Origin of the sequence: Micromonospora inositola, from assembly GCF_900090285.1 — a bacterium.
GTDB classification, from domain to species: domain Bacteria; phylum Actinomycetota; class Actinomycetes; order Mycobacteriales; family Micromonosporaceae; genus Micromonospora; species Micromonospora inositola.
This window is the reverse complement of sequence record NZ_LT607754.1, coordinates 4180450-4198166: the sequence shown is the minus strand read 5'-3', so window position 1 is coordinate 4198166 and position 17717 is coordinate 4180450. Positions and strand designations below refer to the sequence as shown.

The following is a 17717-nucleotide window of genomic DNA, read 5'->3' as shown; positions in this document are numbered from 1 at the left end:
GGAGTCCGCCCGACCTCAGTACTTGCGGTTGGGCAGGTCGGCCTTCGCCTGCTCCTGCGTGAACGTCGTCTCCTCCGTCACCACGCGCTCGGGCACCTGCTCACCGTTGACGACCTTCTTGGCGAGGTCCATCAGCTGGGGGCCGAGGAGCGGGTTGCACTCGACGATGTAGTTGATCTTGCCGTCGGAGAGCGCCTGCATCCCGTCGTGCACCGCGTCGACCGTGATGATCTTGATGTCGACGCCCGGCTTCTTGCCGGCCGCCTCGATGGCCTCGATGGCGCCCAGGCCCATGTCGTCGTTGTGCGCGTAGACCACGTCGATCTTGGGGTTGGACTTGAGGAAGGCCTCCATCACCTGCTTGCCGCCGGACCGGGTGAAGTCGCCGGTCTGGGAGGCGATGACCTTGATCTGCGGGGCCGCCTTGGTGGCCTCGGCGAAGCCCTCCTTACGGTCGATGGCGGGGGCCGCGCCGGTCGTGCCCTGCAGCTCCACGACGTTGACCTCGCTCTTGCCCGCGGACTCCTTGACCAGCCACTCGCCGGCCTTCTTGCCCTCTGCGACGAAGTCCGATCCGAGGAAGGTCTTGTAGAGCGAGGTGTCCTGCGAGTCCACGGCGCGGTCGGTGAGGATCACGGGAATGTTGGCGCGCTTGGCCTCGAGCAGCACCGCGTCCCAGCCGGTCTCGACCACCGGGCTGAAGGCGATGACATCCACCTTCTGCTGGATGTAGCTGCGGATCGCCTTGATCTGGTTCTCCTGCTTCTGCTGGGCGTCGGAGAACTTGAGATCGATCCCCGCCTCCTTGGCCGACTCCTGGACGGACTTCGTGTTGGCGGTACGCCAGCCGGACTCGGCACCGACCTGGGCGAAGCCCATGGTGATGGTGTCGTTTCCGGCTCCGCCGCCACCGGACGCGGCCGAGTCACCGCCGCATCCCGCCAGGCCGACGGCCAGCACCACGCCAGCGACGGCCGCGAGGAACTTCTTCGACATTGGACTTTCCTCCACTTTCTGACGCCTTGGTGGGCCCCGCCGTGCGGCTCGTTCCTGGTCCGCCGCCTGGCAACCACTGCCCATCTGGCGCAGAAGTGTGAGCGTTAACATCCGCGGGTGTCAACCCCTCGTGTCCTCTTTGTCAACGGAAGATGTCGCTGCAGGTAGGAGTATTGACACGATCGGAGGCCGCCCGTATGTTAGCGCTCACTTTCGAGCATGTTAACGCTCACTTCGCAGGCCAAAGCGCGTTCCTCCAAGCGCAACTGCTCCAGACAGCACCCGGCTACACCACCCGTCCCGACGCCCGGCCTCGGCCGAGTCACCAGGAGGAAGCCCGGCAATGTCCCCTTCCCGGCCCCGCCCGGCGCGCCACTCCGCGCCCCACCGAACCCGCCGCCTGCTCGCCGGCGTCACCGCACTTGTCACCAGCCTGGTCAGCGTCACCGCCCTGGCCCCGCCCAGCCAAGCGGCCACTCTCGACGACGGCCTGGTTCTGCACTACAACCTGACCCAGACCAGCGGCACGGCCGCGACCGACAGCTCGGGGCACGGCCGCAACGGCACGCTCAGCGGCGACGCGACCTGGCAGGGCCCGGACGGCCTGCGCCTCGGCGGCGCCAACGGCCACGTCCGGCTGCCCGACAACATCCTGCGGGGCCTCACCGACATCACCGTCTCGGTGCAGGTCAACATGGCGACCGACCAGGCCACGCCGTACTTCATCTGGGGGCTCGGGAACACCGGTTCCGACGGCGTCGGCAACGGCTACCTGTTCAACACCGGCAATGCCTTCCGCGCCTCCATCGCCAGCGGCAACTGGTCCACTGAGCAGACCGTGACCACCGGCCAAGATCTCACCCGGGGCAGCTGGCGCACCATCACCTACACCCTCGGCGGCGGCACCGCAGTGCTCTATGAGGACGGCGTCGAGGTCGCCCGCAAGTCCGACATCACCCTCACACCCGGGTCGATCGGCGGTGGCACCACCACCGCCAACTACCTCGGCCGTTCGGTCTACACCACCGACCGGTACCTAAAGGGTCAGGTCCGCGACTTCCGCATCTACGACCGGGCCGTGACCGCCGACGAAGCCCACACCCTCGGCGAACAGACCGCCTCCGGAAGGGCCGCGGCGGACGCGGCAGCCCTCGACCTGGGCGACACGTCCGGGGTCACGGAGAACCTGAGCCTGCCGACCCGCGGTGCCGGCGGCTCCACCATCACCTGGTCGTCGAGCAATCCCACGCTCGTGTCGAACACCGGCGTGGTCACCCGTCCCGCACCCGGATCCAGCAACGCGACCGTGACGCTGACCGCCACCGCGTCGTACGCCGGCTACGCCGCCACCCGGGAGTTCGCCGTCACCGTCGTCGAGGACATCACCGACCAGGAGAAGGTCGAGGCAGCCCTCGCGGCCATCGTCATCCACGACCAGGACGCGATCCGCGGCAACATCACGCTGCCCGCCAGAGGAGCCCGCGACGTCACCCTCAGCTGGACCGCCAAGGGCTCCTCCATCGTCAGCAGCACCGGTGAGGTGACCCGGCCGCCGTACGGGTCGAGCGCGGTCAAGGCCCGCCTCAGCGTACGCGCGACCAAGGGTGCGGCCAGCGGCGTACGCAATTTCACCCTGACCGTCCTCCCGCTGCCAAAGAAGGACCCCCTCGAGGGCTACGCCTTCGCCTACTTCACCGGTGAGGGCAGCGCTGACGGCGAGCAGATCTACTTCGCGGCAAGCCGCGGGAACGACCCGCTCAAGTACGACGAACTCAACGGCGGCCGCCCCGTCCTCACCTCCGGTGCAGGCGACGAGGGCGTGCGCGACCCGTTCATCATCCGCAGCCCCGAGGGCGACAAGTTCTACCTCATCGCCACCGACCTCAAGATCTACGGCAACGGTGACTGGGACGCCAGCCAGCGCACCGGCAGCAGGTACATCGAGGTGTGGGAGTCGACCGACCTGGTGAACTGGTCGCAGCAGCGTCATGTGCGCGTCTCCCCCGACACCGCCGGCAATACCTGGGCCCCGGAGGCGTACTACGACGACACCATCGGCGCCTACGTCGTGTTCTGGGCCGCCAAGCTCTACGCACCGCAGGACACCGCCCACACCGGCAACACCTACAACCGCATGCTGTACGCGACGACCCGCGACTTCCGCACCTTCAGCGAGCCCAAGGTGTGGATCGACCCCGGCTACTCGGTGATCGACTCGACCGTGATCAAACACGGCGGCACCTACTACCGCTTCACCAAGGACGAGCGGAACAACACCTCCAGCACCCCGTGCAGCAAGTTCATCCTGGAGCAGAAGTCGACCCAACTGCGCAGCACGAGCTGGGACTTCGTCCAGGACTGCATCGGCAAGGCGACGGACACCACCGCCGGCATCTCCCAGGGCGAGGGTCCGACGATCTTCAAGAGCAACACCGAGGACAAGTGGTACCTGTTCATCGACGAGTTCGGCGGGCGTGGCTACCTGCCGTTCGAGACCACCGACCTCGACGGCGGGCAGTTCACCATGTCGACCGGCTACGACCTGCCGGCCCACCCGCGGCACGGCACCGTCCTGCCGGTCACGAAGGCCGAGCTCGACCGCCTCCGCCAGGGCCCCTCGCCGGCACCGACGACCAGGAAGGGCATAATCGCGGACTACCACCTCGTCGGCGGCATCGGCACGACGGTGGCCGACAGCTCCGGCAACGGCCGAGACGCCACCATCCACGGCGGGGTCACCCGGAGCAGCGACGCGATGACCTTCGACGGCACCGACGGCTACGTCGACCTGCCGGACAACCTGCTGACCGGCCTGTCCGACGTGAGCGTCTCCGCCCAGGTGTGGATCGACCCGGCACAGGAAACGCCGTACTTCATCTGGGGCCTGGGCAACACCACGAACGGCGCCGGCAACGGCTACCTGTTCGCCACCGGCAACTCCTACCGCACCGCCATCGCGACCGGGAACTGGTCGACCGAGCAGAACATCGGCACCGGACGCGACCTGAGCCGGGGCAGCTGGCACACCATCACCTGGACGCTCTCCGGCGGGGTAGGCCGCCTCTACGACAACGGCGTCGAGGTGGCACGCAACACCGGCGTCACGAACAAGCCGGGTGACCTCGGTGGCGGCATCACCACGGCCAACTACCTGGGCCGCTCCCTCTACACCGCCGACCGCTACTTCAAGGGCCGGATGCGCAGCTTCACCCTGTGGAACCGGGGCCTGTCGGCCAGTGGGGTGCTCGCCCTGCCCGGAAACGAGACCGCCATCGGCGCGGTGAAACTGGACGCGCTCAAGGTCCCGGCCATCATCAACGGCGACACGAACACCGTCACCCTGCCGGTCAAGCCGGGCACCGACCTGACCGCTCTCGCACCCGAGTTCGCGATCAGCGACGACGCCCAGGTCAGCCCCGCCGACAAGTCCGTCCAGGACTTCACGCGACCGGTCACCTACACCTTGACGGGCGCCGACGGCAGCAGCCGCGCCTGGACCGTCAAGGCGGTTGTCATGAACAGCCCGGTCCTGCCCGGCTACAACGCCGACCCCAATATTGTGCGCTTCGGCGACACCTACTACATCTACGCCACCACCGATGGCTACCCGGGCTGGTCCAGCACGACCTTCAAGACCTGGTCGAGCAAGGACCTGGTCCACTGGACCGAGCATCCCACCATCCTCGACCTCGGCCCGGACGTGGCCTGGGCGGACGGGCGGGCCTGGGCGCCGGCCGCGATCGAGAAGGACGGCCGGTACTACCTCTACTTCTGCGCCGACGCCAAGATCGGGGTGGCCGTCGCCGACTCCCCCACCGGCCCGTTCGTCGACGCGCTCGGCAAGCCGCTCGTCGCCGCCAACCCCGACGGTGGTCAGGCGATCGACCCCGCGGTCTTCACCGACGACGACGGCCACAGCTACCTCTACTGGGGCAACGGCAACGCGTACGTCGTGCCGCTGAACCAGGACATGACGTCGTTCGACGCCACGAAGGTCAAGCGGATCACCGGCCTGACCGGCTTCCGCGAGGGCCTCTTCATGGCCAAGCGGGGCGACACGTACCACCTCAGCTGGTCCATCGACGACACCGGCAGCGAGAACTACCGCGTCGGCTACGCCACCGCCACGAGCCCGATGGCCGACGGGCTGGTCAACCGGGGCGAGATCCTCACCAAGGACGTCAGCCTCGGCATCCTCGGCACCGGGCACCACAGCATGATCCAGGTGCCGGGCACCGACGACTGGTACATCGCCTACCACCGGTTCGGCATACCCGGCGGCGACGGGACGCACCGTGAGGTGACCATCGACCGCCTGCGGTTCAACGCCGACGGCACGATCGCCAAGGTCGTCCCGACGCTCGAGAGCGTACCGCCGCTGGCGCACTGACTCTCCGGGGGCGGACGTCACCGCGATCTCCGGGGCGTCCGCCCCCTCCGGTACTCACCACCACCCCAGGACAGGGAGGCCCATCACCCATGCGCACCCACCGCCTCGTCGCGGGCCTGGTCACCGGTGTCGTTGGCACGGCGGCGCAGTACGCCGGCGCCCCCGCGCTCGGTGCCGACACACCGACCGCGCTCGACTACACGATCAACGTCGACGCCCAGGGCAGCGGCCCCGCCATCGACCGTGCCATGTACGGCGTCTTCTTCGAAGACATCAACCGCGCCGCCGACGGCGGCCTCTACGCCGAACTCGTCCAGAACCGCTCCTTCGAGTACCTTCCGGTCGACAACCGCTCCGACACCGGCCTCACGTCCTGGAGCGCCGTCTCCTCCTCCGGCGGTAGCGGCACCGTCGCCACCGTCAACGACGACGCCCGCCTCAACGAGCGCAACCGCACCTACCTCAAGCTGACGCTGAACAACGCCGGTGCCGGCACCTACGGCGTACTGAACTCGGGTTACAACACCGGTATTGCGATCGAGGCCGGCAAGACCTACGACTTCTCGGTCTGGGCCCGCACCGACGCCGCAGGCGGCACCTCGTTGACCGTCACCCTGCGCAACCAGGCCGGCACGACGTACGCCGCGCCGGTCCAGCTCGCGGCCCAGGGCGACACTTGGCGCAGGTACACCGGCACGTTCGTGGCCACCGGCACGACCGACGCAGCCCGCCTGGCGGTGGAGGCCGGCGGCGACGGCACCCTGCGCCTCGACATGGTCTCGCTCCTCCCCCGCGACACGTTCAAGGGACGCCCCAACGGCCTGCGCAAGGACCTCGCCGAGAAGATCGCCGCCCTGCGCCCGGGCTTCGTGCGCTTCCCCGGCGGGTGCATCGTCAACACCGGCAGCATGTACGGCTACGACGCCGCCAGCGGGTACCAGCGCGCCCGCGCCTACCAGTGGAAGGACACGATCGGGCCGGTCGAGGAGCGTGCCACCAACGCCAACTTCTGGGGCTACAACCAGTCGTACGGCCTGGGCTACTACGAGTACTTCCAGTTCGCCGAGGACATCGGCGCCAAGCCGGTGCCGGTGGTGCCGGCGCTCGTCACCGGCTGCGGGCAGAACCGGGCCGTCGACGACGAAGCGCTGCTGCAGCGGCACATCCAGGACACCCTCGACCTCATCGAGTTCGCCAACGGCCCGGTCACCTCGACCTGGGGTGCCAAGCGCGCGGCGATGGGTCACCCCGCACCGTTCGGCCTCGACCGCATCGAGGTCGGCAACGAGGAGAACCTGCCCGACGCCTTCATGGCCCGCTTCGTGAAGTTCCGCGACGCCATCGCGGCGAAGTACCCGGACATCATCGTGATCAGCAACTCCGGCCCGGACGACATGGGGACGACGTTCGACCGGGCCTGGGAGCTCAACCGGGCCAACGGCGTGGAGATGGTCGACGAGCACTACTACAACGACCCGAGCTGGTTCCTGCAGAACAACAAGCGCTACGACAGCTACGACCGCTCCGGCGCCAAGGTGTGGCTGGGCGAGTACGCGTCGTGGGACAACAAGCTCTCCAACGCGCTCGCCGAGGGCGCGTACCTGACCGGCCTGGAGCGCAACGCCGATGTAGTGACGATGGCGTCCTACGCGCCGCTGCTCGCCAACATCGACTATGTCCAATGGCGGCCGGACCTGATCTGGTTCGACAACGACCAGTCCTGGGGCTCGGCCAACTACGAGGTGCAGAAGCTGTTCATGACCAACGTCGGTGACCAGGTCGTGCCGAGCACCTCCAGCGGCGCGGTAAAGGAACCCGAACCCGTCACCGGCGCGGTCGGCCTGTCCACGTGGCGGACCGCGGCCAGGTACGACGACGTGGCGGTCACCTCGGCCGACGGCACAACGCTCTTCAGCGACGACCTCTCCAACGGAGCCGACCGGTGGACGCCGATCGCAGGCCGCGGCGTCTGGTCGGTCGTGGACGGCGCCTACGTCCAGTCCGACACGGGGGCGGAGAACACCATGGTTGAGGCGGGTGACGAGAGCTGGCGCGACTACGACCTCAGCGTCAAGGCGACCAAGCTCTCCGGTGCCGAGGGCTTCCTGGTCGGCTTCGGGGTGAAGGACTCCGGCAACTACTACTGGTGGAACCTCGGCGGCTGGAACAACACCCAGGGCGCGGTGGAGAAGGCTGTCAACGGCGGCAAGACCACGCTGATCGCCAAGCCCAACACCATCGAGACCGGCCGCACGTACGACGTCAAGATCCAGATCCGCGACACCAAGGTCACCCTGCTGCTCGACGGGCAGGTGTGGGGCAGCTTCGACGACAACGCCGTCACCGAGCCCTTCGCCCAGGTCGTCACCCGCGACGTCGCGGCCAAGCAGCTGATCATCAAGGTCGTCAACGCCCAGGATGCCCCGGCTCGCACCACGATCAACCTCGGGGCCGGCGTGCGGGTGATGGACAAGGCGCAAATGACCGTCATCAGCGGTGACCCGCAGCAGCTCAACACCCGCACGGCGCAGCCGATCAAGCCGGTGACCAGCACGATCAAGGGCGTCGCGACCACCTTCACCCGGATCTTCGAGCCCAACTCGGTGACCTTCATCCGAGTGCAGACCAGGTAGGAGCCGCAGATGAGCATGCACCTCACCCGACGTACTCTCCTGCGCGGCGGCCTCGGCGTGGCGGCGACTGGGCTAATCCTGCCCGCCGTCGGCGAGGATGCTTGGGCAACGCCCCCGCCCACGCCCACGGACGCCGACATCTACGGCGCCCCGACCACCAGCCCCCTCGTCTGGCAGCGGGCCGACCCGTTCGTCACGCCGCGCACCGACGGCCTCTACTACTTCACCGCTTCCGTCCCGGAGTACGACCGGCTCATCGTCCGCGCCTCGCCGACGATTGAAGGGCTGGGCAGCGCCGCGGAGACGGTGGTGTGGCGTCGTCCGGCCAGCGGGAAGATGGGCGGCCACATCTGGGCGCCGGAGCTGCACCGGATCGACGGCCGCTGGTATCTCTACTTCGCGGCCGGCGACTCCGACGACGTCTTCCGGATCCGGATGTACGTCATGGAGTCGATCGCCGCCGACCCCCGCGACGTCAGCGGCTGGTCGTCACCGCGCCAGATCATCACGCCGTGGGACAGCTTCGCGCTCGACGCCACCACCTTCGAGCACGACGGGCAGCGCTACCTCGTCTGGGCGCAGAGCGAGCCGGAGATCAACGTCAACAGCAGCCTCTACATCGCCCGGATGACCTCGCCGTTCACCATCATCGGCACACCGGCCCGGATCGCCACGCCGACGAAAGCGTGGGAGGTCCAGGGCTTCCGGGTCAACGAGGGACCGGCGGTGATCACGCGCAACGGCCGGATCTTCGTCACCTTCTCGGCCAGCGCCACCGACCCCCGCTACTGCATGGGGTTGCTCACCGCGGACGCCCGCGCCAACCTGCTCGACCCGGCCACCTGGAGCAAGAGCCCGGACCCCGTGTTCACCACAAACGAGCAGACCGGCCAGTACGGCCCGGGCCACAACAACTTCACCGTCGCCGAGGACGGCGAAACGGACTTGCTCGTCTACCACGACCGGGACTACCGGGACATCGTCGGCGACCCGCTCTACGACCCGAACCGGCACGCCCGCGTCCAGCGGCTCTACTGGCACGAGGACGGCACTCCCCTATTCGGGGTGCCGGTTGGCAAGGGCGGACCCGTCCTGCGGCTGTCGCCGGCGGACGCCCCGTCCGCGTTCGTCCGCCACTACGCGTACCTGCTGCGCGTCGACCCCGACGTGCGGGAACTCGCCGACTCCCAGTTCCGGTTCGTGCCCGGGCCGGCCGGCGAGGGCACCGTCTCGATCCAGTCGGTGAACTTCCCCGACCGCTACTGGCGGGTGGACGGCACGAGCCTCCGGATCGATCCGGCCGAGGACGGGAGCGGGTTCGCCGCGCAGGCCAGTTTCCGCAGGCTGCCGGGCCTGGCGAACAACGACGGAATCTCCCTCGAGTTGTCCGATCGGCCCGGCGTCTACGTCCGCCACGACAAGGGCGCCCTCACGGTCGGCAAGCCGTCCGGCTCGAAGTCGACGTTCTGGCTGAGCTGAGGAGGGGAACGGCATGAACACTCCTGCCCTGGACCGGCGCGGCTTCCTCCGCGCCACCGCGCTGGCCGGCGCCCTGCCGCTGCTGCCGTCGCTCGCCGGGACCGCGGCGGCCCCGGCAAGCGCCATCGCTGCGGCGTCGGGTGCCGCGCTCCCCGCCCCCGCGGCGTGGCGGCTGCGCCCCTTCGCCCTCGCCGACGTCTCGCTCTCGTCCGGCCTGTTCGAGGACAAGCGCGCGCTGATGCTCGACTACGCGCGGGGCTACGACGTCAACCGGCTACTCCAGGTGTTCCGCGTCAACGCGGGACTGCCCACGCTCGGCGCGGTCGCGCCGAGCGGCTGGGAGGGCCTGGACGGCGAGGCCAACGGCAACCTGCGCGGCCACTACACCGGGCACTTCCTGTCCATGCTCAGCCAGGCGTACGCCAGCACGGGTGAGCAGGTGTTCGCCGACAACATCTCGACCATGATCGGGGCCCTTGTGGAGTGCCGGCAGGCGCTCAACCGGTCGCCCTCGGTGCGGAGTGTGCCTGGGCGGTTCGGGACGGCGGTGGAGAGCCAGCGCGGGTCGTACGAGTTCGCGCAGCTGCCCACCACGGTGCTCGGCGGCGCGGCGGAGCTGACCTTCGCGGCGTGGGTGAGGCCCAGCCACGGTGCGGCGTGGGCGCGGATCTTCGACTTCGGCAACGACACCACTCGGTACATGTACCTGGCCGCGCGGAACCAGAACGGCCTGCCCCGGTTCGCGATCACCACCGGGGGCGCCGGCCGGGAGCAGGGCATCAACGCCAACGTCGCCCTGCCGGTCGGCGAGTGGAGCCACGTCGCGCTCACCCTGGCCGACACGGTCGCCACCCTCTACGTCAACGGCGTCGTCGCCGGGCGCAACACCGCGATGACGCTCGGCCCCGCCCAGCTCGGTCAGCTCAGGAACTACTGGCTCGGCCAGTCGCTCTACCCCGACCCGGTCTACGCCGGCGCCTTCGACGACGTCAATCTCTGGTCCCGGGCCCTCACCGACGCCGAGGTGGCGGCGCTGCGGACGCAGCCCGCGTCCGCAGCGCCCGCCGGTCGGGGTGACCTCGCCTCCTACGACCTGGACGAGCCCGACGGGCAGGTGCTGCACGACTTCTCGGGGCGCGCCCAGCACGCCACCTGGCTGCGCACGTGGGGCGGGCCCAGCCACCCGGGCTTCCTCGCGGCATACCCGGAGACGCAGTTCATCACCCTCGAGACCATGACGGCGTCCAACTACTTCGTCGTCTGGGCGCCGTACTACACGGCGCACAAGATCCTGCGTGGGCTGCTCGACGCGTACCTGGCCACCGGCGACCTGCGGGCGCTCGACCTGGCCGAGGGGATGTGCGACTGGATGTACTCGCGGCTGTCGAAGTTGCCCGCCGCGACCCTGCAGCGGATGTGGGGCATCTTCTCCAGCGGCGAGTACGGCGGCATCGTCGAGGCCATCTGCGACCTGCACGCGCTCACCGGCAAGGCCGAGCACGTCGCGCTGGCCAAGCTCTTCGACCTCAACCGGCTCATCGACAGCTGCGCCGGAGCGCAGGACATCCTCGACGGGCTGCACGCCAACCAGCACATCCCCATCCTCACCGGGCTGGTACGGCTGCACGATGAGACCGGCGAGGACCGCTACCTCGCCGCGGCCAGGGGCTTCTGGAACATGGTGGTCCCCGCGCGGATGTACTCGATCGGCGGCACGAGCACCGGAGAGTTCTGGCGCGTGAGCGGCCGCATCGCGGGCACGATCAGCGACACCAACGCAGAAACCTGCTGCGCCCACAACATGCTCAAGTTGAGCCGAATGCTCTTCTTCCATGAGCAGAACCCCAAGTACATGGAGTACTACGAGCGGGCGCTGTTCAACCAGGTGCTGGGGTCCAAGCAGGACAAGGCCGACGCGGAGAAGCCGCTCACGACGTACTTCATCGGGCTCACCCCCGGGCACGTTCGCGACTACACCCCGAAGCAGGGCACGACCTGCTGCGAGGGCACGGGGATGGAAAGCGCGACAAAGTATCAGGACTCGGTCTTTTTCGCGGCCGGGGACGGGTCGGCGCTCTACCTCAACCTCTTTGTCGCCAGCACACTTCGCTGGGCGGCGAAGGGCGTGATCGTGGAGCAGTCCACCGCCTTCCCCGTCGAGCAGGACACCCGGCTGACGATCTCCGGGAACGCCACGTTCGACCTGATGGTGCGGGTGCCGGCGTGGGTCGGCCCCGGCTTCGCGGTGGCGGTCAACGGCAAGGCGCTCAAGCTCGACGCGGTGCCCCGGACGTACCTGCGGGTGGCGCGGACGTGGCGCAGCGGCGACGTCGTGACGATCTCGCTCCCCTTCACCGTGCGGACCGAGGCCGCCCTCGACGACCGGTCGCTGCAGTCACTCTTCTACGGTCCGGTCAACCTCGCGGTCCGGGACGCCAGCCGCTCGTACCTGTCGGTCGGGCTCTACCGCAACGCCGCACTCTCGGGTGATCTGCTGCCGAGCCTGACCCCGGTCGAGGGAAAGCCGCTGCACTTCACTCTCGACGGCCGCGAGCTCGCGCCGTTCCACGAGGGCACCGAGGACCCGACACACGTCTACTTCCGGCGCTCCGAACCGATCGTGGTGTTCGGCGGGCGTGACTCCGGCGTGGCGAACCCCGTACGCGCCAACGGTGTCTCCTTGCTGGACGAGCTGTGGTCGGGCGCGCCCTATGGCAGCAAGACCGAACTGCTCAAGAAGCTGGAAAGCCTAACCAGCTCCTGGGTGACCGACGGCTTGCTGTCGGCCGGTGACCGCAGCACCATCCTCGCCACAGCCAAGTGCGCGCAATTCGTGCCCTGAACGCGCTCTGCCATCACTCGGTGCAGTACCCATGGGGTTGGCCGTACTGCCAAGGGGCCAGTTCTGGCCCACCACACCGCCGACCAACAGGAGAAGAGGCGCTACCGATGAGACGAAACACGCGGCGTCTACTCGCCGCGATCAGCGCGGCCACCATGGCGGTGGGCGGCACGGTCATCGCTGCAACGGCGACCGCCACGCCGCAGGCCGCACGGGCCGCGGCGTCGCCGACCGCGTCGCTGCCGGCTGTCACGGTACGCCCCGACCCGTCCTATCAGGGGCAGCCGTATGAAGGCTGGGGCACGAGGCTCGTCTGGTTCGTCAATGTGACCGGTGGTTACCCGGACGAGGTCCGGGAGAAGCTCGCCGAGATGCTCTTCGGCGAGGAGGGTCTGAACCTCAACATCGCCCGCTACAACATCGGCGGTGGCAACGCCCCCGACGTGCCCGACTACCTGCGCCCCGGCGGCGCCGTCCCGGGGTGGTGGCGGGCGCCCGCTGGTACCACCCGAAACGACAAGGACTGGTGGCACCCCGAGAACCCCGATCACTGGAACTGGAACGCCGACCAGAATCAGCGATGGTGGATCAACCGCATCAAGAACGACGTCACCCACTGGGAGGCCTTCAGCAACTCACGGCCGTATTTCCAGACGGTCAGCGGCTACGTCTCCGGCGGATTCAACGCGACCCAGGACCAGCTCAGGATCGAGAGCATCGACGAGTTCTCCACCTATCTGGTCCGGGTCGTTCAAGAGGTGGAGCGGACGCACGGCATCAAGATCGACACCATCAATCCCTTCAACGAGCCCAACACCACGAGGACCGACGACCACGGCGAGCGGATTCGGCACTACGTCCGTGACCTGTGAGCACGCGCAGAGATGCAGAAACGCACGCACATGCCGCTGGTCGGTGCCGGCGGATCGCGCCGGGTCGGGCAAGGTAGGCGGGATCACGACGCTGCGATTTCCGCCGGCCTTCGATGTTCGGCGATACGGCTCCTGCGGAGGCTATGGCGGATGACCAAGAGTGAAGCGATGTCTCAAAATATCCGGGGTGCGCCGCGCACGCAGGTAGCAATCACCGCCCTGCTCATCGTCGCTGGCGTGCTCATCCTCTTCGTCCCCGCCAGTGACGAAGGTCGGGTCCTCGTGCCGATCAGCGAAGGTCACGGACTATCCGCCGTAGACGGGATCGGCGCGGCACTGCTGGCGGTGGGCGGCACCTGGCTGGAAGTGCTCGTGGTACGGCGCCTGCCGTACCTCGCCCTGCCCCCACGGGCCTTGTTCGGACTCGGCCTGCTGGCCGGCCTCGGCATGGGGCTCCTGATCGCCTCGGTCTTCTCGGGATTCTTCTGGTGGTGGGCTGTCGGCGCCACCGCACTTGGCGTTGCCGTCCTCGTCCTCGTGCCCCTCACGGCGCGCCGTTGAGGGCGCTGACCGTACGTCCGCTTCTGCCGCGATCCGCGCGAGTGCGGCGAGCGCCTCTTCACATCCGAACCGCGCCTATGCCGATACGCTCGCGGTGGGCCCCGAGGACGTTGAACCCCTGACCGACCTGAGTCCGGCCGACTGGTTGATCCAGGAGGTGACGGGCTTTGAGGGGGCGGGTCCCCGACGTTGTGCCGGCGACGTAAGACGCCTTCGCGCGGGTCGTCTCCCAAGAGGACCTGCCGTTGCCGCTGCTCCGCAACGTGCTGGCCAGGCATACCCAGACGCCGGACACGTGCTGGTTTGCCCACTGGGACGGCTGGCCGGCGGCGGGGGCCTGGAGGCGGCGAGCACCGATGTTCCATCTGCCGCATCGCGAATTTCTCCGGTTCACCGGAAGCCTCGACGACGATCTGATGGCCTTCGCGGGCGACAACCGGGGGCCGAGCCTGTGGTGGCCTGAGGACAGGGCGTGGGTGGTCGCAAACGAAGTGGACTCCGATGCGACCTACATCGCCGGGTCGCGCCAACTCCTGGACGACCTCCTTCGAACCAACGGGCTCGACGTCGCCGAGGTCGGACCCAACGACCAGATCACGGTCGATGAATGAAGAACCGCCGGGAGTGTTCCCCGACATCCGGATCTGCCGCCGATCGGGCGTGTCGGCTACGTGCGTCCGTCACGGTCGGGGCCCTCGGCTGCGAGGCCGCACAGCGACGAGTCACTGTAAGTAGCTGTGGACAATGGCCACAGCGCCGTGCCCTGTACGGGCTCGGGCCGTTGACCACGGTCGAGACGATCCGCTAAGCCGGGCGGGGCAACTCGTTGACCGCGGCAGGCCCGATGCCGCCGGCGACGAGGCCGACCGTGACCACGCCGACGACCCCGGCGCGGCGGGCGCGACGGGGTCGTACCGAAGCAAGGGTGGCGTGCCGGCCAGCAGTGCAGCCAAAGCGCCGACTCCCAGTCAGCCAGGACGGCGGTGCCGGCCTGGGAACGCCTCCGGTACCAACGGTGCTGCCGGAACCTCGGGCGACGCCGGACAGGGCTGACCTCCCGCCGGCTCAGTGCCAGTCGCTGATCTGCACGTCCCGCGGCGCCGGCGCACCCTCGCCGGTCTCCACCAGCGACTTCAGGCTCATCAGGAACGAGCCCCACTTGGTGCTGCAGTGGTGCATGAACTCCACCGGCTCCTTCCAGCCCTGGTGCTTGAACAGCACGATGGTGTAGTCGCCGTCCTGGCGGAGGTCCCAGTCGATCGTGGTCCCGATCCACTCCTCGGGGCCGTCGACCACCCGCCACGCCACCCGCTCGGACGGCCGTAGCTCGACGACCTCCATGTCGAAGCCACCGACCGGGAACCGGAACTCGAGGACACCGCCGACGTCGCCACTCCCCTTCGTGTCGTCGGTCCACCAGCCGGCGAGGCCCTCGACGGTCGTCAGCGCGTCGTACACCTTCTCCGGCGTCGGGGTCTTGACCCCGACCCTGTGCAGAATGTCCACCATCTCGACTCTCCTTGATCTCGTCAGTTCCGTTGTCAGTCCTGTTGGGTGCGCTGGATCGCCTCGGCGATCCGCTTGATCCGCTGCAGCCGGGCATCCCACGCCGACCCGACCGAGGACAGCTGGGCCACCGCGCGGGCGAGCTGGGCGTCGTCCACCCGGTACCGCTTCTCCCGACCGGCCGGCGTCGCCCGGACCAGGCCGACCCGGTCGAGGACGCCGAGGTGCTTGGCCACCGCCTGACGGGTAACCGGCATCTGCTGACTCAGCGTGGTCGCGGTGCCGTCGCCCTCGATGAGCAGCAGGTCGAGCATCCGGCGCCGGGTCGGGTCCCCGATCGCGGACCAGAGGTCGTCGTCGACCTTCTCGGCCACCGCGGTGCTCATGGCCGCACCTGCAGCGTCGCGACGTACGGCGCCAGCCGCGGCAGATAGAAGTCCCAGCCGGTGACGTGCTCCTGGTACTGCTGCTCCAGGACGGCGACCTCCCAGCCCATCTCGCGGAAGCCGGTCTCGGTCATCTTGAGCAGCGTCCCGCCGCCGGACGGGGTCAGGTCGAAGGTGACCAGCAGCGAATTGCCCTCCGCCGCGACCTCGTCGGCCGGGTGCGTCCACCGGAACGAGAACGTCCGCGGCGGTCGCGCCTCGACGACGGTGAACGGCACCACTGCCCCGCCGGCGTCGCGGTCGCCGAAGACGATCTCCCCCGCCGACCCGGGCGTCGGGTCGTACCGGGCGTCGTCTGGCCACCATTGCTTGAGGTGGTCGGGACTGCTCACCACCTCGAAGACGATCTCGGGCGACGCCTCGACGTAGATCTCGCGCTCGATGGTTCCGAACTCCATGACACCCTCCCGCAACGTTTGGTTGCGCATGACGGTACCCGGAAGGTCGGGCTCGTGCAACCATCAGTTGCGCTTTGGAGACGACAACCCGACTCGGTCCGATAGCTGGCCAACATGAGCACGCCCGATCCACGTCCTCCACGGCCGAGATCACGTGGACTGATCTGCCGCCGAGCGCGCGTTGGCTGCTCGGCGGTTGCGCACGGTCAGCCGATGAGCGGACGCTTTTCGGCTCGTCTTTCGGGCGCCGCGATTCGCCTGTGGATCACCGGTGGTTGTCGGCTTAGCGGGTGGTGGGGTTGGTCAGTCGGTTCAGCTCGGTGTCGGCGAGCCGGCGCAGGGTCTGGTCGGGGTCGCTGGCATAGCGGTGGAGGATGTCCGGGGCAGCGTCGGGCGCGAGATGTCGCGCCACAACCGCGACCCGCTGCCGGACCGTAGGGTCCGGGTCGTCCGCCAACTCGACAAGAAGCTGCCCCCAGTGCGATGGCTCGCCGCCGGCGCTGGCGAGTCCGCTAATGGTGGCCGCCCGTACCGCCGCCTCATCGTCTTGCGCCAGCATCGTGAGCCGTGGTGTCACGCGGGGATCGGAGTCGACCGCCTTCGCGAGTGCTTTGGCGGCCTGGACTCGCAGCTGCGGGTCGTCGGCGGCAGCCAGCGCCAGTAGCGCATCTACCGCGGCGTGCCCGCCAACCGAGCCGAGGGCTTCCGCGGCGCACTCGCGGACGTGCCGTCGGAGTCGTCGAGCAGCTCCAGCAGGGCCGGGGTCGCCTCGTCCCCACCGAGCCGCCCAAGTGCGTACGCGACCATGGAGCGTACCTGCGGTGCCCGGTCGGCGGCGAGGGCAACGAGCGGCGCAACCGCGTCAGCCCGGCCGGTGTAGCCAAGCCGGCTCGCCGCCGCCACCCGCACCTGCTCGTCCGGGTCACGCAACGCCAGAACGACCGCACCGAATGCCCGCTCGTCGCCGGCGGGGTCAGGGATCGAGCCGATCGCCATGGACCTGACCTTCGGGTCGGAGTCGGTCGCGGCCGCGGCCAGCAGCTCGACATCCTGCGCTTCGACGACGAACCCAAGCGCCCACAGCCCCTCGCGGCGCAGCTCGGGCGTATCACCCGTGGCGAACTCAAGCAGCAAGCACCGGCTGGCCGCCCGGTCCGCGTGCAGTAGCTCGATGATCTCGGCCTGCAAGCTGTCCTGGTCGTCCCCGAGATCACGCGCAGAGGCGCGCAGCAGCACCGGCAGCCCCGCCACACCCTCGATGCCGGCCAGGACACCGGCAATCAAGTCGCGACCGTAGAAGTTCCCCTCGTCGAGGAACCGGTCCAGTGTCTCCTGCAGCGCGGGTACCAACGTGGTGTCCCCGCACGTCGACAATGCCGTGACGGTCGCCACGATGTCCTCGTAGTCGTCCTCAAGCTCCACGGCATGTCGGACCAGGGCCTCCAACGCCCCACGACTGTCGATCACCCGGACACCATGCCACACCACGATCCGGCGGCGGAACAAAGCACCGACGTGCAAGATCAACGCGCTCATCTAATGGGTTCTGTCAGCCTGCTGGTGCAGGATGGCTCCGGGAGATCACCTGCACCCA

The 17717-nt window shown here is 68.7% G+C and carries 13 protein-coding genes and 1 pseudogene; 7 read left to right on the top strand and 7 right to left on the bottom strand.

Translation table 11 applies throughout. The annotated features are described in order from the left end of the window. Positions 1-15 precede the first annotated feature (15 nt). Positions 16-996 carry an ABC transporter substrate-binding protein gene (locus GA0070613_RS20080; protein WP_089013704.1) on the bottom strand — a complete coding sequence of 327 codons (981 nt, stop codon included), beginning with the start codon at positions 994-996 and terminating at the stop codon, positions 16-18. 343 nt (positions 997-1339) lie between these two features. Between GA0070613_RS20080 and GA0070613_RS20075 the strand changes: the two genes are divergently transcribed. The 7 genes from GA0070613_RS20075 to GA0070613_RS20045 all read left to right on the top strand — a co-directional run bounded on the left by GA0070613_RS20075 (position 1340) and on the right by GA0070613_RS20045 (position 14384). Next, complete coding sequence (locus tag GA0070613_RS20075) at positions 1340-5386, top strand: family 43 glycosylhydrolase (protein ID WP_089013703.1); 4047 nt, start codon at positions 1340-1342, stop codon at positions 5384-5386. Between the two features lie 89 nt (positions 5387-5475). Further along, positions 5476-8019, top strand: coding sequence for an alpha-L-arabinofuranosidase C-terminal domain-containing protein (locus GA0070613_RS20070; RefSeq protein WP_089013702.1), 2544 nt, complete (start codon positions 5476-5478; stop codon positions 8017-8019). Between the two features lie 9 nt (positions 8020-8028). Next, positions 8029-9498 (top strand): family 43 glycosylhydrolase, encoded by a 1470-nt coding sequence (locus GA0070613_RS20065; protein WP_089013701.1) that lies wholly within the window; start codon positions 8029-8031, stop codon positions 9496-9498. A gap of 13 nt (positions 9499-9511) precedes the next feature. Beyond that, a complete protein-coding gene (locus GA0070613_RS20060; protein WP_089013700.1) occupies positions 9512-12340 on the top strand; it encodes a beta-L-arabinofuranosidase domain-containing protein in 2829 nt (942 codons plus the stop codon). 107 nt (positions 12341-12447) lie between these two features. Next, positions 12448-13212, top strand: coding sequence for a glycoside hydrolase (locus tag GA0070613_RS20055; protein WP_089013699.1), 765 nt, complete (start codon positions 12448-12450; stop codon positions 13210-13212). Positions 13213-13362: 150 nt separating this feature from the next. Further along, positions 13363-13773 (top strand): hypothetical protein, encoded by a 411-nt coding sequence (locus tag GA0070613_RS20050; RefSeq protein ID WP_089013698.1) that lies wholly within the window; start codon positions 13363-13365, stop codon positions 13771-13773. Between the two features lie 245 nt (positions 13774-14018). Next, positions 14019-14384: a hypothetical protein gene (locus tag GA0070613_RS20045; RefSeq protein ID WP_157746402.1), complete on the top strand. Its 366-nt coding sequence runs from the start codon at positions 14019-14021 to the stop codon at positions 14382-14384. Between the two features lie 454 nt (positions 14385-14838). On the opposite strand, the gene GA0070613_RS20040 is transcribed toward GA0070613_RS20045, so the two are convergent. The 6 genes and pseudogenes from GA0070613_RS20040 to GA0070613_RS20020 all read right to left on the bottom strand — a co-directional run bounded on the left by GA0070613_RS20040 (position 14839) and on the right by GA0070613_RS20020 (position 17659). Then, on the bottom strand, positions 14839-15282 hold the full coding sequence (locus tag GA0070613_RS20040; protein ID WP_089013696.1) for an SRPBCC family protein: 444 nt from the start codon (positions 15280-15282) through the stop codon (positions 14839-14841). A 32-nt stretch (positions 15283-15314) separates the two neighbouring features. After that, positions 15315-15665, bottom strand: a complete 351-nt coding sequence (locus tag GA0070613_RS20035; RefSeq protein ID WP_089013695.1) for an ArsR/SmtB family transcription factor — start codon at positions 15663-15665, stop codon at positions 15315-15317. After that, on the bottom strand, positions 15662-16123 hold the full coding sequence (locus tag GA0070613_RS20030; RefSeq protein WP_089013694.1) for an SRPBCC family protein: 462 nt from the start codon (positions 16121-16123) through the stop codon (positions 15662-15664). Before GA0070613_RS20030 ends, GA0070613_RS20035 begins: the two co-directional genes overlap by 4 nt. 283 nt (positions 16124-16406) lie before the next feature. Continuing rightward, positions 16407-16682, bottom strand: coding sequence for a HEAT repeat domain-containing protein (locus tag GA0070613_RS33550; protein WP_231929295.1), 276 nt, complete (start codon positions 16680-16682; stop codon positions 16407-16409). Positions 16683-16685: 3 nt separating this feature from the next. Further along, positions 16686-16787 (bottom strand): annotated as a pseudogene (locus GA0070613_RS34470) (hypothetical protein); the annotation flags it as partial. 5 nt (positions 16788-16792) lie between these two features. Continuing rightward, complete coding sequence (locus GA0070613_RS20020; protein WP_089013692.1) at positions 16793-17659, bottom strand: HEAT repeat domain-containing protein; 867 nt, start codon at positions 17657-17659, stop codon at positions 16793-16795. Positions 17660-17717: the final 58 nt, after the last annotated feature.